The sequence below is a fragment of the Eisenbergiella sp. OF01-20 genome (assembly GCF_003478085.1).
GTDB lineage: Bacteria > Bacillota > Clostridia > Lachnospirales > Lachnospiraceae > Eisenbergiella.
Window position 1 is genome coordinate 15,044 of the sequence record NZ_QUES01000020.1, and the last position, 15,671, is coordinate 30,714.

Genomic DNA, 15,671 nt, shown 5'->3' on the forward strand with positions numbered 1-15,671 from the left:
TCCTTATCAGATGCTCCTTGCCGCTTCCACAATCCAACGGATTCTTTCCCAGTCCAGCTTGGCGTCGATGGTGCAGTCCCCGCCCAGCATCAGGCCGATTTTCCCATGGTTAAGAATCAAATCGGTGGTATACTTCTGCAGCTCCTCTTTAGTTCCGGTATAGAGGATTCCCTGCTGGGTATGTTCATCCCAATGGGTTTCAAAACCGCCCAGGGAGGTTCTTCCGCCAATAAAATAACGTCCTGCATCCAGGGTCAGCCCTTCCACAAACACAGCCCAGTTTACTACCTTGGCCGGATAATCCTGCCAGATTGCCAGCTGGTTCCTGTTACCTGCCCAGCCGCACATATGTATAATATTGTTGTCGGAAAAACGGTTGGCATGTTCCAGGACATACATGTCGCTGGGCGTGATGGTTTTCCGGTATTCTTCGGGGGTAAAACGATCATATTCCCCTCCCTGCACGCAGTAATAAACACCGTCACAGCCCGCTTCTGTGATGAGCAGCTGTGCCAGAAGGGCATTGGATTGTGCAATTACATCCAGCGCCTGCATTACCGCGTTTTTATCTTCCCGGATGTATTCCATTACCATATCATCCGTAACGCCCACTGCTTCGGCACCGAAACGCAGGGAGGAAAAGGGGGCGAATACATTGTAGAATACGCAGCGTTCTTTTCCGATTTCCGCCACAATAGCTTTAGCCCTTTCCACCTGTTCCCTGATAAAGGGATGATCTGCGGTTAACGGCTGTATGGTTTTCCAGTCCGCCGCCGTTTTGATTTCCGGCAGGGGATACGGGAAATAACCGTCGCACATGATTTTTACAAAATCCAGATCGGTTTCCCGGTAATACTTCAGATGTGCGTCTATACAGCCCTGGCCGGAGGCTTCTTCCCCGCCAAAATGGAACCAGAAGCCCACCGGAACGTGATCCACCTCCTTTTTGTTCATTGCGTTTAAGACTCTTGTTCTTTTATCCATTTTTCATTTCCTCCTTTTTATATGCAAGCCATCCTTCCCGGGACGGCCTGAACTCTTTTTTGTTTTTTCCGGCATCTTGCTGTCCGGAAAGCTTTCACAGTCCGCTATGTATGCTGTCCTATGCGCCTATCATAATATGAAGAATCTCTTCATCGGTGGCTTTCATTCCTTCCCTGCCCATTCTGCCGATATTACGGATGGTCTGTTCATAGTCTCCTTCCACCAGCCCTTCTCCGAAAGCGAAGGTTCTACCGTTCTTCGCCATTTCATAAGCGAGCAGCCCGGCTTCCACGGCGCTGGCTATTTTGGCAGCGCAGGAGGACTTCGCCCCATCGCAGACGATTCCGCCCACGTTACCCAGGGAATTTATGATAATCCGGCCGATTATGTCATAATCCGCCCCATCCAGATAAGCAATCCCGCATACGGCCGCCGTTCCCGCAGATACCGCTCCGCAATATGCGGATAAATTACCAATATATCTTTTCTGGTGTACGGAAATGAGGTTGGAAACGATCAAGGCCCTGTAGAGCATTTCCTCATCCGCCCCTGTTTCCCCCGCATACACAATAACGGGCATGGATACGGTGATGCCCTGGTTTCCCGAACCTGAATTGATTACCACCGGCAGGGAGCACCCGCTCATTCTGGCATCCGATCCTGCTGCCGCGGCAGCCTTAATCCTGGTTTTCAGGCCGTTGCCTTCCGTTTCGTACAGGGTACGGCCAACCTCCGCCCCCCAGTTATGGGACAGGCCTTCTTCCGAGATTGCGGAATTAAAGGAAATCTGCCTGTCCAGCAGCATCTTTACTTCGTCTACAGTCACCTCTTTGGCAAACTGCAGAATGTCCCGGATATTCAGAAGTGATTTATCCCCGGATTCCTCTGTTTGAATCTGGGGCTGTTCAAACAATACTTCTCCGTTTTTTTCAATCCGTGCAATATGGTTATGCGCTCCCTGTACCACGACCGAAGCTTGATCCTTACCTGCTTTTCCGCTTATCCTGATGTACAGGTTCTCTTCTCCCGTCACAAGCGAACAGCTGCACATTCCTTTTTCACACAGCCTTTTCACCTCCGCCTGCTCTTCGGGTGTCACCTCGCTGATCACTTCCAGCTCCCGTTCCGCCTTTCCCGCGACCGCCCCCAGTACGGCGGCTGCTTCCACGCCTCTTAAACCGCCTGCGTTGGGCACCACAACCCCTTTTACATTTTTGATAATATTACCGCTGCAGCAAGCCGTCATACTCTCCGGGATCTTACCCAGCACCTCCCGGAGTCTGGCGGCCGCATACGCTATGGCAATTGGTTCCGTACATCCCATTGCCGGTATCAGCTCCGAATGCAGTATTTTCAAATAATTTTCATAGATATGCCTGTCACATACGCTCATCCTTTAACCGCTCCTATCATAACAGTAAGACAGGGATTCGTCAAAAAACAAATCCATTTAATATTATGCAAAGTATCTTAATTATATTTTATTAATCATATTAGCAACATTTGTAGATTAATATTAATATACCTAACACTAAAAAGCAACCTGTTTTTGTCCCCTTTTTTACTTTTCATGCCTGTGCACAAAAATCATTGTCCATTTTTGTGTAAATGTACTACTGCTCCATCCGGCCTTTGTACCTTTTGTTCCGTATGGCTTGCTGTCTGCGGGAATAAAAAAGCGCAAAAAGGACTGCTGTCCCAAAAAGATCTGGATAGCAGTCCATCTGAAATTCCTGTTCCCTGAATGATGTTTTATTGCCTGACAGCCCTATTCCCTTTCTGCCTGAAGTCCCATTCTCTCGTACTGCTCCGGCGGTGCGTCATTCTCTTTCATAAGCCGGACGATTTCCTTCCGGAAATAAGATTCCCGTTCCGGATCGGACAGGGGATTTGTTTGGCCCGGATCCGTTTCCAGGTCAAAAAGCATGGTACGATACGGATGTTCTCCCCTTTCATCCAGATACTGGGATTTTTCCCTGTTCTTGATTTTCAGCAGGCGGCAGCCCTTTGTAAAAGAAAATGGCTCGCTCAGTTCCAGCTCCTGCAGTTCTTCCGGCGGGAACATTTCCCGCATGTGGGTGGGCATCAGAGTGTAATTGTACAGCGGATCATTGGTTTTGTTTACCGGCGCCAGCACGTAGACATAACGGCCGTCCGTGCAGCTGATCTGGGCGCCGCAGGTCCCGTAAAGACAGGTTTCCCGCACGGGCCTGCCTTCCGCAATGGTTTCCTTCAGCGGACAGCCCAGCATATCCTCCGGAACCGGAATGCCGAAAAATTCCAGCAGGGTGGGTGCCAGATCAATGGTCTGCACCAAACAATCACAGCGGCCGGATGCCCGGCTTCTGGGATCATAGATGAATAAAGGGGTATGTACGATTTCTTCGTAGAAATTGATTTCATTGCTTTTCGCCCACCAGTCATGTTCTCCCAACAGAAAACCATGATCCGTATTGACGATCAGCATGGTGTCCTCCCACAGATCGTAAGCGTCCATTTTGTCCAGGATTCTGCCCAGGTTACGGTCACACATCCGAAGCAGCGCCGCGTATTTATTGCGTACATGCTGCTGATAAGGTCTTTCTTCCTCCGTCACGGGATGATATCCCGGCCAATCGAAGAAGGGGCCGTCATAGGATGGCTCAAAGCCCAGCAGATCCTCCTCCTGCACATAAAAAGGCTCGTGGGGATCGAAGGTTTCCACCTGAAGAAACCAGTTGTCTTCCCCGTGATTGCGGTCAAGGAATTCCATGCCGGCCCGGAAGGTTGCCGTCTGTGCCATTTTATCTTCGGTATCCGTATATTCCCTGTTTACCATATCCTGCTTAATGCACTGTCCCAGATGGGGAGGAAGATCCTTATTTCCCACAAAAGCCTTCCAAGGATCCCCTTCCTGCCCCCGCACATTTTCCCAGGTACTGTAGCGGCTGTGATAGGTACAGCCGCCGTCCTCCCAATAATGGTAGTGGTCGCTGATCAAATGGGAGTGAATCCCGCTTTTCTTCAATATTTCCGGCATGGAATCGTCGTAGGGTTCCATGGGGCCCCAGCTGCGGTGCAGAAAGTTATAGCGTCCGGTGTGGATTTCCCTGCGGGCAGGCATACAGGGCAGGCTTCCCACGTAGCATTTGTCAAAGGTGGTACAGCGGTCCGCCAGACGCCGGAAATTGGGCGTCCTCGTCCAGTCACAGCCATAGGGGGAAAGCATGTGACGGTTCAGGGAATCATACATGATCATGATTGCTTTCATACTGTTTTCTCCATTTCTGTCATATGTTCCAGCTTACAGGAATACAGGTCATGGCCATACCAGTGCCGTTCTTTCTCCTGTCTGTAGAACCGCCAGGGCGGCATGGCCTTTTTATGTTTATTCTTCCGCCAGTCTCTTCATTCTATCATAATATTCCTGGTTCAACACGGTATATCTTTCATAGCCGAATTTTTTGCAGTCCTCCAAATGCTTCTGCCATTTGGCATCGTCGATTCCGTTCATGACACTTTCCGCCATAAAGTTATCCATATAGGTTCGAAGCTCCGTAAGAAGGACATTGATTTCCTGTGTATTTTCCGGATAATCCTGTCCATCCGGTATGAACTCCTCCACCGCGCATTCCATGTATGGATCCTGCCTCTCCATATACTTGATTTCACGGTCTGAAGTCACAGCGAATTTGGCATTATCCTCTTCCGTCCATAAGAAAACACCCTTTATGCCCATAGATAAGGTATGTCGCACCTCCGCATAGCTGTTATAGCCTTCCAGAACCGGATCGGCCTTTTTGGAAATGGTTCCGTCCCCGTTGTCCACCCAAGCCATATCCCTGGGTCCCCAGCCAAACAACAGCCTGTTGTCAAAGGAGCTGTTGATGTAATCATAAAGTCTGAGCATAGCTTCCGGATAAGGGCAGTTATTGGTTATGGAAAACTGGTTCACTATAACGGTCCCTGACCACGCGCTGGGCTGATAATGTCTTATGCCGCTGCTGTCCTTTAAGGGAAGCAGGTAGGTATAATCCTCCGCATAATCCCCCACCGTTATATCATCGTAGGAATAATTGGGAAAAACCCCGATTTGGGCATTGGTACCCTTTGCAATCATATCCACTTCTTCCTGGATAAACCCGTTGGGATCAATCAGGCCGTTTACGTACAGCTTATTCAGATATTTCAGGTATTCATAATAAGCGTCCGAAACCGGATAAAAATCCACAACTCCATCCACCACCTGTAAATAAGGGTATTTGTAATCCTTTTCATCATAACCGGCAAACCCGAAAGCCGACTTAAGAAGATCAAATTTCCTGTCTTTATAAAAGGCAAAGGGGATTTCATCCGCCAGGCCGTTTCCGTTGGGATCCCGGGTTTTAAACGCCATGAGAACCTCAAAGAGCTCGTCCGCCGTCTCAGGCATCTGCATACCAACGGCCTCCAGCCATGACTGATTGATTGCCAGGCTCTTACCCGCCACATAGCCGTCCAGCTGCACTTCCGGCAATCCATATATGGAGCCGTCAGGAAACATGCCTGCGAGTTTAATATTGGGGTACTGGTCAAAAAACGTTTTTGCAGACGGTGCATAGTCATCGATCATATCATTCATCCGGACAAAGGAATCCAGGAACTGCGCAAAGTTGGGAATCTGGCCGATAAAAGCATCCGGCAAATCCCCGGCAGCAATCATGATTGCCACCTGATCGTTATAGGATGCCTCCGGGATGCCCACCCACTGGATTTTAAGGCCGGTCTCTTCTTCCAGCTTGTTCACAAAATCTTTATTTTCCCAGCCTCCGATTTTATCCGTGGAAGCTACCGGGTACACAATCTTAAACGTGTAGTCCGCATTCATTATAGGGTATCCGGTTTTATTTACCGCCTCGGCTGCCCGGGCCGTACCGCTTTCCTCCGCTGTCCCTGCCGGAACACTCTCCATACTTTCCGATGCCGCTGTGTTTCCGCACCCCGCAAGGCAGGATATCACAAGAGCTGCTGCTGCCGCCGCTGCGGCTAATTGTTTCCGTTTCATACATTCTCCCTCCATTTTTCTGATCATGTTCTCTATATGCCAAGCTGCCGTCATCCCTTAACGGAGCCGATCATAACACCTTTTACAAAAAATTTCTGCAGGAATGGATACACACAGATGACAGGCAGTGAAGAAACAATAATTACCACATATTTTATTATCTGCGCTACCTTCTGGCGTTCCACCAGGGCTTCTATTTCAGCCGGATCCGTTATCTGTGTCAGCTGCTGTCCCAGAATCAGGATATCCCGCAGTACCAGCTGCAGCGGGTATATTTTCTGGTCCGTAACATAAATCATGGCTGTAAAGTAAGAGTTCCACTGGCTGACTCCCACGTACAGGGCGATAACTGCAATAATCGCTTTGGAACAGGGTAAGGCAATCATAAAAAAGAATTTTCCCACGCCGCACCCGTCCAACTCCGCTGCTTCGAAAAGCTCCTCGGGCAGGCTGTTCTGGAAGAAGGTCCTGGCTATAATCATGTTATAGACGGTAACCGTTCCCATCACCACCAGTACGGTTCTGGTATTGACCAGATGCATTCCGCTGACCACCATATAGGTAGGAATCAGCCCGCCGGAAAAAAACATGGTGAATACAAAAAGCTTCGTTATTACATTCCGTCCGAACAAATCCTTTCGGGATAATGCAAAGGCCGCCATCAGGGTAACGCCGGTTCCCAGCAGGGTTCCGAAAAGGGTATAAAAACAGGTATTCAGATAACCCCTCCAGATTTTCCACTCCTCCAGCACGAATTTATACGCTGAGAAATTAATGCCCGACGGAAGGAATACCACCTTTCCCAGGGAAATATCCTCCGGGGAGCTGATGGAAGCGATGACAACAAAATACAGGGGATATAACACAATAACCAGAACGATAAGGGATATCACCGTCACTGTGATATTAAATATCCGGTCTTCCCTTCCGGCTTTGATTTTTTTGGTTTCCATAGCCGTCCTCCTTTACCACAATGAATTTTCCGTCGTTTTCCCTGCGATCCGGTTGACAAGAACCAGGATGGTGAAATTGATGACGTTGTTGAATAGTCCAATGGCCGAAGCATAGGAGTATTGCTGCCCCTGAAGGCCGATTTTGTATACATAGGTACTTATGACTTCCGATGTGGAAAGGTTCGGCGCCGTCTGCATCAGATATACCTTTTCAAAACCCAGATTCATGATATTCCCACAGTTGAGTATGAGCAGTATCACCGCTGTGGGTATCAGCATGGGAATATCTATGTAGATAATCCGCTGCAGCTTATTGGCCCCGTCCGCTATGGCCGCCTCGTGCAGCTCGGGGCTGACACCGGAAAGCGCCGCAATATAAATGATGGACGACCAGCCGGTTGTCTGCCAGATGGCGGACCAGACGTACAGGTGAGGGAAGGCCGCCGGATCCGTGAGTACCTGGGGATTATTCATACCAAGGCCCTTCAATATGGCGGTACCGATTCCCGATGCCGGGTCAAAGAAAACGAACATCATGCCTACCAGCACTACCGTGGATATGAAGTGAGGCGCATAGGTCGCAGTTTGGGTTATCTTCTTCAGCCTTCCGCTGGGCGTATAATTGAGTATCAGCGCCAGTATGACAGGGATGGGAAAGCTGAATACCAGCTGGTAGAGGCTGATTACCAGAGTGTTTTTCAGCAGCTTCCAGAACATGGGCGAGTCAAAAAACTGCCGGAAATACCGGAAACCCACCCATTCACTGCCCCAGATGCCTTTGGTTGCCACGAAGTCCTTAAAAGCTATCTGCAGACCTGCCAGAGGCATATAATGAAAGATAACAATATAGACGATCATGGGGAACAGAAATAAATACAACACCCCATTCTTTTTCAGGTTTTTCCTGAACATTCCTTTGTTTTTCAAAGCCCCTCATTCCTTTCTTTTTTCTGATAAACATATAGTAACAAAGGAATGGGAATACGCCTATGAAACGAAATCAGCATTTTTTGTAATAAACTCAGTTTTCATATAAGAAAGCGCGTGTCTGCTGCACCCACGCGCTTTTTGTTTCCTTCCGTTCCCGGCATGCTCACTGCCGGGTATCCGTCTCTTTTGCAGGAAATCTCACAGTCACCGTCACATTTCCCGCGCTTTCTTCCATAGTAAGCCCACCCTCGCCGGCATACATCAGCTTCAGCCGGCTCTGGATATTGACAAGCCCGATTCGTTTCCTGGCACGTCTTTCCTGCTCAAGAAGTTCTCTGTTTTCCAGTGTTTCCTGCAGCCTGGCAAGCCGCTCTGGGTTCAACTGCCCTCCGTTATCCACGATAGAAAAAACAAGGCTTTTTCCTTCCCGTTTTCCTTTTATCCAAAGCATGCCTCCCGGCTGGGTGCGTTTTTCCAGCCCATGATAGACTGCATTTTCCACCAGAGGCTGTAATATCATTTTATCAATACAGAGATCCTCCACCCCTTCTTCCATTTCCATTTCCCAGCGGAATCTCCCGTTGAATCTTACGTCACAGATATCCAGGTATTTCTTCAGGAAATCCTTCTCCTCCGCCACCGTCACTTTATCCCCTTCCTTAATGGAATAACGGAAGATTTCCGCCATATTGGAAGCCATTTCCGCCACCACAGGCTGCTCGTTCATCAGGGCGATTCCTCCCATGCACTGCAGGGTATTGTACAGAAAGTGCGGATTAATCTGGCTTCGGAGGGCATAAATTTCGCTCTCGTTTTTTAATAGCTCTGCTTCATATAACCGTTTCTGCGTGTCAAAAATACGCCGGGACATCTGTGCGTTATTTTTGAGCATTTCATTCATTTTATCCACAAGGGGGGTGAGCTGGAAATGATATTTCCCGGTTATCTGCTTCTTCCTCCGGTTTGTTCCCAGCTCGGCCACCTCCCCAATCAGCCTGTCGATGGGATGGGCAATGGTGTGGTTGAACAGCCAGCCTATGAGAAGAAGCATCCCCACCATAACGGCACAGCTGAGCAGCATCTGGCTTCTGAACAAATCATATTCCCTGACCACCTGATGGTTGTTTATTTTTCCTACAATACGGAAACCCTGGCCTCCCCATATTTCCCGTTCCAGATAAGTATATCCCGGCAGATCTCTTTCCAGGGCCTCTTTCCCGGAATTGGCAGCCATAATACTGCCCTCCGGATCCAGCAGGTAAAATTCCACCTCCTGTGCATTTCCTGTTTCCTCCAGCACCTTCATGATGGAATCAGGGCGTATGACAAGCATCACCGTACCGATACGCTGGCTTTCCGTAAAAATAGCCGCTTTATTGGAATATATGGGGGTGATGCACAGCAGTATTTCCCTGCCATCCTCTCCTTGATAAAAGATAAAACGGTTGTTCACTGCCTCCCTGTAGCATTCCCGCTCCACCTTCTGTAGCTCTTCATGGAATTTCATTTCCGAAGAACTGTAACTGAATTCACAGTTTCCTTCCTTATCAAACAGCAGGGCCGTCTGGATCTGGGAGTTCATAGCCATAGCCGCCTGGCAGGTATCATTTACAAAGGTCAGCAGCTTGTATTTTTCCAATTGCTCTTCTTCCGTCAAAAAACGTTGTACGGCGGAATTGATGGAAAAATAGGTGGTGGTATAAGCGATGCTTTTAAAAGCCGAATCCAGATTGTTTTCTATCTGCTTCACCGTAGTATTGGTATAGGCCAGCAGACGTTGGGCGGAATTCTCAGCAATTTTCCTGATATAGATAAACTGGCTTCCCACCTGGATCAGAATAGCGGCCAGAATGATCAGCACAATACTTTTTTTAAAGCTCAGTCTCATAGCATCCCCCATCCGCATTTTGGCTGCCTGCGTTCTTTTTCTGCCTCCGGTACTGGCTGGGTGTTTCACCGCTGTACTTTTTAAACACCTTGTTAAAATAATAGTAATCCTGGATTCCGCACTGTACGGCGATTTCCTCCAGAGACAAGGTAGTATGGGTCAAAAGCCGCTCCGCCTCCCTCATACGTATGGAGGTAAGATATTCGGAAAAAGAGACCCCGGTTTCCTTATTGAAGAGAGCACAGCAGTAATTGGCGTTAAGGTGATACTGCTCCGCCAGTTCTTTCAATATCAGCTTGTCCCGGAAATGCCTGTGCATATAGGTTAACAGCTCCTGGAATACGGGATTTTCCGTCAGCGGGACCTCTTCCTTTTCAGGTTCCGGCTGTTTCTGATCCTCCAGTATCTTATGAAGTCTGGAAAGAAGCATGGTAAGCTTGTCTCTGGCAATGGGTTTCAGGCAATAATCGTATACCACCCCCATCCGTATCGCTTCCTGTGCGTAGCCAAACTCCGCAAATCCGCTGACTACCACAAACCGGCAGGGCAGTCCCGCCTCCAGCGCCTTTTTCATAAAACCAAGCCCGTCCAGTTCCGGCATACGTATATCGATAAAAATGACATCCGGCGGATCCGATACGGCCTGGTTAAAGGCTTCCACCGAATTCTCGAACTTTCCTGTAATGCAAAACCCCATCTCCTCCCAATTTCCTATTTTTTCCAGATAGACAAGCGCCCACGGCTCATCATCCACCAAAAAAACGCGGTACCTCTCCATTTTCCCACCCTTTTCTTTCTTTTTCCGCCGTTGACGGCGCTTTTTACTACTGTTATGCTTCTTTTAAGTTTATCATTGATTTTTCCTTTCCACAATTCGATTCCATCATAAAAAAAGGGAAGCGGCGGCATCCGGGGTCCCGGAACCACTGCTTCCTCATTCTGTTTTCTGCATTTGAAATTTTCGTCAGCAGCCGGTAAAAATACGGCGGCCCGTCCTGCCGGGTAACCTTCTATGCCGCCATGCGGTACCGTTCCACCGCATTCATCACATCGCGGTCTTCTCCTTTGGAGTTAACGAATACCAGGTCCAGTACTTTCCCGATACCGAGGGCAAATACTCCCAAAATGGATTTGGCATCAACGGTATAGCTGCCAAGCGCCAGGTCGTATTCTCCTTCAAACTGTCTCATTGTCTGTACAAATGACTCAGCTGCCGCTGTGTTTTCCAAATAAATTTTTACGGAATCCATATGATACCTCCTGTATTTTCTCATTGGTATAGCTCTGCATTTTTATTTTCCTTATCATACAAAAAAAAGCCCCCTATGTTAGGAGGAAAATTTTAACATAGGGGGAAATATTTGTACTTTTCTGCCTGTTTTTTGCATTAACTGTTCATCTGGCGGTATTCTGCGGGGAGAATACCCACCACTTCCTTAAACACCTTGCTCATGTATTTGGGATCGGAAAAACCGGTCATCGCGGCAATCTGGGTCAGGTTCTGGCTGGTTCCCAGCAGCAGTGTCTTAACCTTCTCCACCTTTACATTACGGATTTCTTCCGTAAAAGAAATGCCGGTTTCTTTTTTGAACTGCCTGCTCAAATATTCCGGGGAAACTCCCAGCTTCCTGGCAACCTCTTCCATAGTAATGCCCTGGCTGTAATATTCCTCTATCATACGCCTGGCACGTTGGATCAGCGGGCTGCTCTCCTGTGATTCCCCGCTTCCTCCATACATCACCTTGTCATAAAGCCGGCGCATGACGGCGCCTACATCATCCCAGGTATATGCATTCATAATCGCTTCCAGAAGCTCCTGGACCTCAAGTTCGTTTTCTTCGAAGGAGATGTATTCCCTTGCGGTATTCAGCACTGTCCACAGAAACGTGATGCAGGCTTCTTTAATATCCCTGGGACTGTGCACCTGATCCCGGCAGTAATTCAGGAATTCGGCGAAGCAGGCGGCAAATTCCTTTTCTTCTTTTTTTATCACGGACTGCTTCAGCCGCAGGGACAGTTCCGGCGGATATTTCAGGGGGGAGACAGCGATACTTTCAATCCGTTTCAGGGAGATGAGCCTTTCATTTCCCAGGGCGAGGCTCCAGTCCAGCAGACGGCGGATGCGTCTGCGGCCTTCCTCCAGCTCATAGAAGCCGCTGCATTCATCCCACACACACAACGCCTTATTCTCCGTATTGGACAGGAGCATAGGAACGACGGAGCTGTCGAAATATTCCTCCCAATCATGGGAAGTATCCATGTGGTACAGCACCATTGTACACTGGCTCCTCTCCGCAAAAGCCGTAACAATACTCCGGAACCCGTCCGCATGATCCGCCACTTCCTGGAGGATCCGCATCACAATATCCTTGCGTTCTTCATAATGGCCGTCCAGCCATACAATAAAAAGTGCCATGGGATCACTGGGATCCACGCCGAAGTTTTTTTCCAGGGCGGCGGTGGTCTCGTCCGATTTTTCCAGAATTCCGGTAAGGGCACTGCGGGCTATGCTTTCCAGGCTCAGAAGCATTCCCCGGCTGTTTTCCTCCCGGACCTCCTCTTGTGTCTGCTGCAATACCTTCCGCAGCTCCTGGATTTTTACCGGCTTCAGGAGATAATAGTTCACGCCCAGCTCCATGGCCCTTTTGGCATAGGTAAAATCGGAATAAGCGCTCAGTACCACCGCTTTGCTGGTGATCCCCTCCTTCCGCAGCTGTTCCAGCATGGTCAGTCCATCCATATCCGGCATGCGGATATCCATCAGGATCACATCCGGCTTTTCCTTACGGATTACTTCCAGCCCCTCCAGTCCATCGGCGGCTTTTCCCGCAAGCACATAGGAAGGATTCAGTTTTTGCAGGATCTTTTCCATTCCCTCGCGTATCGGCGCTTCGTCCTCAACGATCACGATTCTCACTCTTTTGTCCCTCCCATATCGGAATGCGTAATGTTACCCGTGTATATTTATCCGGGCGGCTTTCAAAATGAAGTGCCGCCTCATCGCCGTAGTAAAGCCGCAGGCGTTTTCTTGTATTTTCTATACCGAAATGATCTTCCCGGTGGAAGTCCTTCCGGTTCAGGATGTCAAGAAGCTCCGGCGGCATACCCTTCCCATTGTCCTCCACTTCTATGATGAGGCCGTCCTTTTCCCGTTTTCCCGTGAGGATAAGAAGAGGCGCCCTGGTTATTCCGTGCAGGCCGTGCTTAATACTGTTTTCCGCAATGGGCTGAAGAAGCAGCTTATGCATGGGGGCTTTTGCCGCTGCCGAATCCAGGCTGCAGAAAATCTGGATTTCCTGGCCCAGCTTTTCCTGCTGCAGGCGCACATATTTTTTCAGCCAGGCGATTTCTTCCCCAAGGGTGGTAATACCGCCGGCATTTTTAATGGCATAACGCAGGATATCACCCAGATCCCCCACCATTTCGCTGATCTCGTACTCTTCCTTTTCAATGGCCTTCCAATTGATGGTGTCCAGTGTATTATAGAGGAAATGGGGATCGACCTGCGCTTCCAACGCGGATATTTCGGCATTTTTCTGTTCCAGTGCCGCCTGCCTTACTTGTGCCAGCAACAGATCCGTCCGCTTTACCATTTCGTTAAAACCATCGGCAATCTCCGCCATTTCAGCGGGCATATTTTTCCGCTTTTCCACCCGTATGGAAAAATCGCCTTCCTCCACCCGGTTCATGGCATGCAGTACGGACTCCACGGAAACGATTACAGGGCGGGTAACAAGTATCACTGCGGCAACCAGAACAGCCCACACGCCCAGAACCATGCCGACCTGCAGCAGTAACTGGTCGTGCATGGTGGTACGATAATGGGCCATGGAATAAAATTCCACGATATTCCAGCCGCTCTCTTCATTCATGACCGAGGCGACCACATAGTCCTGGTATTTCTTATTTCCGATACGCCCCACCCCTTCCCAGCTTATGGTGGCCCCAATCAGGGAATCGTCCGGCGCGCTCAGGATCCGTCCCTCCTGTTCCAGGAAATAAATCTCATGGGAGGTGCTTTCCATGGTTTTCTGCAGTACTTTTTCATTCACACAGATGAGAACACTTCCCACCTCTTTGTGAATATCCCGGTAATCAATCAGCTTTCTTTGTATGGAGAACACATAGACCGGCGCATCCGGGGCCGCCATCGCATATTTGACGGGCTGGTACATCTCTATTCCCTCCTCCAGAAGATCCATGCTGCCGTTCATCCAGAGGCTCTCGGTGGAGGAGGAGGACAAGCCGTCATAATAAACACAGCTGCCGTCTGCCGTGAATACAGCCAGGCCTGCCACATCCTCATTGCGGTTGCAGATATGCTTCAGCTCCCGGCGGAGGTTGATTTTCATCGTTTCCCTGTCTTCCCCGCCTGCATTCAGGCTTTCCACCATTTCAATGATATCGTCGTCGGTGCTGAGATCGTACAGGAGCGTATTGTATTTTTCCAGGGTGAGGGTCAGGCTCTTGTTTGATTTTTCCAGACCGGCCTGCACCCGGCTGTCAAGACTTTCCCGCATGGCGGAATTCAGACGCAGCTGGGAAACTGCCGCGAAAAGCAATATGGGAATGAAAATAAGCAGGATCAGCATGAAGATCAGCCGAATCCGGATACCTCCCGGTTTTTTCATCGGGCGCCTCCCCTCTCCAGAACCTGATCGATTTCTCCGTCCGTTTCCTGAAGGACGGCTTCTATATCCTCTCCCAGTATGACCTGTTCCATGGCGGAGGTAACCGCGGACGACACCTCCGGCCACCAGGGGGCAAACTCCCGGCACCTTGCCCCGGAAAAAATACGGATAAACTCCTGCATCTGTTCGTCCTCCGGGAACTGCCGCTCCATCACATCCTTCCTGGGGGCCAGGAACCCGGCTTCATCCAGATACCTTCGCATCCTGTCCGGATCCGCAAGGAAATGCAGAAATTCCACCGCTTCCTTTACATGACCCTCCGGGGAAACCCCTATGATTTCGCCGCCCATAACGGTCACAGCCTCCCCGCCGGAGGGAACCGGAGCGACTCCGAATGCGATTTCCGGGGCGTTCTTTCTGATATAGACTGCCGACATACTGGTATTGAACATCATTGCCACTCTGCCTTTGGAGAACTGGTACATCAAATCCGCCAGCGTCATGCTGACACTCTGGCAGTTCAGCGCCCCCTGTTCCGCCAGACGGGCCAGCATTCCGAAAGCTTCCTGCCCTGCCGGGCTGCTGATTTCCTTCACGTCACCGCCCATGGACCAGAGTATGGGCAGAAACGCATACAGGCTTTCCTCACTTTGGATACCTGCCATGGCAAAGCCGTAATGGGAATCCCCGGTGGTGCGCACCGCCGTATTACAGAATTCCTCCCAGGTCCGGGGAACACTGCACCCCGCCTCCTCCAGCATCTGCTTGTTATAAAGGAGGGCCGGACAGTTCATTCCGAAAGGAAGCCCGTAAATCCTGCCTCCGCTTTCACAGGGTGCCAGGGCCTCCGGCATATAAGAAGCCAGCTCCGGAAGCTCATCGGTAAGATCCAGAAAGCTTTTCATCGTATGGAAAAACTGGAAATCCGAAGAATCCACAAGCGCGATATCCGGCATGGAACCTTCCGCCATACTCAGCGCCAGCTGTTTTTTGAAATCCTCGTCCGGTACGTACCTTATCTCCACCGTTATCCGGTCCTGGGATTCATTGAATTCCCGGGCAAGCCCCGCCATAGATTTCTGGCAGGCAGGTATATCCCAATAGTGCCACAGGGTAACCACGGTCCTTACGGGCTTTTCCGGCAGTACCTCCGCCTGCCTCCCGCAGCCGGCGGTGATAAGCAGAAGCGCTATCAGTAACACCGATTCCATCCGTTTTGCGTATTTTTTGCGGTTCATTCCCGTTCTCCTTTCCCCTGTCCT

At 49.8% G+C, this 15,671-nt stretch carries 12 protein-coding genes; all 12 read right to left on the reverse strand.

Annotated features, from left to right (window positions below):
* Positions 1-6: 6 nt before the first annotated feature.
* Positions 7-984 carry a uroporphyrinogen decarboxylase family protein gene (locus DXA36_RS20380; RefSeq protein WP_118681298.1) on the reverse strand — a complete coding sequence of 326 codons (978 nt, stop codon included), beginning with the start codon at positions 982-984 and terminating at the stop codon, positions 7-9.
* 118 nt (positions 985-1,102) lie between these two features.
* Positions 1,103-2,377: an L-cysteine desulfidase family protein gene (locus tag DXA36_RS20385; protein WP_118681299.1), complete on the reverse strand. Its 1,275-nt coding sequence runs from the start codon at positions 2,375-2,377 to the stop codon at positions 1,103-1,105.
* Between the two features lie 375 nt (positions 2,378-2,752).
* The gene (locus DXA36_RS20390) at positions 2,753-4,234 is read right to left on the reverse strand and encodes a sulfatase (protein ID WP_118681300.1); all 1,482 of its coding nucleotides are present in this window, start codon (positions 4,232-4,234) and stop codon (positions 2,753-2,755) included.
* Between the two features lie 117 nt (positions 4,235-4,351).
* Entirely contained in the window at positions 4,352-6,007 is a 1,656-nt protein-coding gene (locus DXA36_RS20395) for an extracellular solute-binding protein (RefSeq protein WP_182479187.1), read from the reverse strand.
* 50 nt (positions 6,008-6,057) lie between these two features.
* Positions 6,058-6,960 (reverse strand): carbohydrate ABC transporter permease, encoded by a 903-nt coding sequence (locus tag DXA36_RS20400; RefSeq protein WP_118681302.1) that lies wholly within the window; start codon positions 6,958-6,960, stop codon positions 6,058-6,060.
* A 12-nt stretch (positions 6,961-6,972) separates the two neighbouring features.
* Complete coding sequence (locus DXA36_RS20405) at positions 6,973-7,887, reverse strand: ABC transporter permease (RefSeq protein ID WP_182479188.1); 915 nt, start codon at positions 7,885-7,887, stop codon at positions 6,973-6,975.
* Between the two features lie 166 nt (positions 7,888-8,053).
* Positions 8,054-9,778, reverse strand: a complete 1,725-nt coding sequence (locus DXA36_RS20410) for a cache domain-containing sensor histidine kinase (protein WP_182479189.1) — start codon at positions 9,776-9,778, stop codon at positions 8,054-8,056.
* Positions 9,762-10,556 carry a response regulator transcription factor gene (locus DXA36_RS20415; RefSeq protein WP_118681304.1) on the reverse strand — a complete coding sequence of 265 codons (795 nt, stop codon included), beginning with the start codon at positions 10,554-10,556 and terminating at the stop codon, positions 9,762-9,764. The genes DXA36_RS20410 and DXA36_RS20415 overlap by 17 nt, the downstream gene beginning before the upstream one ends.
* Before the next feature lie 232 nt (positions 10,557-10,788).
* The gene (locus DXA36_RS20420; protein WP_118681305.1) at positions 10,789-11,028 is read right to left on the reverse strand and encodes an HPr family phosphocarrier protein; all 240 of its coding nucleotides are present in this window, start codon (positions 11,026-11,028) and stop codon (positions 10,789-10,791) included.
* Positions 11,029-11,165: 137 nt separating this feature from the next.
* Positions 11,166-12,695, reverse strand: coding sequence for a response regulator transcription factor (locus tag DXA36_RS20425; protein WP_118681306.1), 1,530 nt, complete (start codon positions 12,693-12,695; stop codon positions 11,166-11,168).
* Positions 12,676-14,409: a sensor histidine kinase gene (locus tag DXA36_RS20430; RefSeq protein ID WP_118681307.1), complete on the reverse strand. Its 1,734-nt coding sequence runs from the start codon at positions 14,407-14,409 to the stop codon at positions 12,676-12,678. The genes DXA36_RS20425 and DXA36_RS20430 overlap by 20 nt, the downstream gene beginning before the upstream one ends.
* Positions 14,406-15,647, reverse strand: coding sequence for an extracellular solute-binding protein (locus DXA36_RS20435; protein WP_118681308.1), 1,242 nt, complete (start codon positions 15,645-15,647; stop codon positions 14,406-14,408). The genes DXA36_RS20430 and DXA36_RS20435 overlap by 4 nt, the downstream gene beginning before the upstream one ends.
* Positions 15,648-15,671: the final 24 nt, after the last annotated feature.

Coding starts and splice junctions, on each gene's coding strand:
- DXA36_RS20380 (WP_118681298.1), bottom strand. CDS start 984: ATGGATAAAAGAACAAGAGTCTTAAACGCAATGAACAAAAAGGAGGTG.
- DXA36_RS20385 (WP_118681299.1), bottom strand. CDS start 2,377: ATGAGCGTATGTGACAGGCATATCTATGAAAATTATTTGAAAATACTG.
- DXA36_RS20390 (WP_118681300.1), bottom strand. CDS start 4,234: ATGAAAGCAATCATGATCATGTATGATTCCCTGAACCGTCACATGCTT.
- DXA36_RS20395 (WP_182479187.1), bottom strand. CDS start 6,007: ATGAAACGGAAACAATTAGCCGCAGCGGCGGCAGCAGCAGCTCTTGTG.
- DXA36_RS20400 (WP_118681302.1), bottom strand. CDS start 6,960: ATGGAAACCAAAAAAATCAAAGCCGGAAGGGAAGACCGGATATTTAAT.
- DXA36_RS20410 (WP_182479189.1), bottom strand. CDS start 9,778: ATGAGACTGAGCTTTAAAAAAAGTATTGTGCTGATCATTCTGGCCGCT.
- DXA36_RS20415 (WP_118681304.1), bottom strand. CDS start 10,556: ATGGAGAGGTACCGCGTTTTTTTGGTGGATGATGAGCCGTGGGCGCTT.
- DXA36_RS20420 (WP_118681305.1), bottom strand. CDS start 11,028: ATGGATTCCGTAAAAATTTATTTGGAAAACACAGCGGCAGCTGAGTCA.
- DXA36_RS20430 (WP_118681307.1), bottom strand. CDS start 14,409: ATGAAAAAACCGGGAGGTATCCGGATTCGGCTGATCTTCATGCTGATC.
- DXA36_RS20435 (WP_118681308.1), bottom strand. CDS start 15,647: ATGAACCGCAAAAAATACGCAAAACGGATGGAATCGGTGTTACTGATA.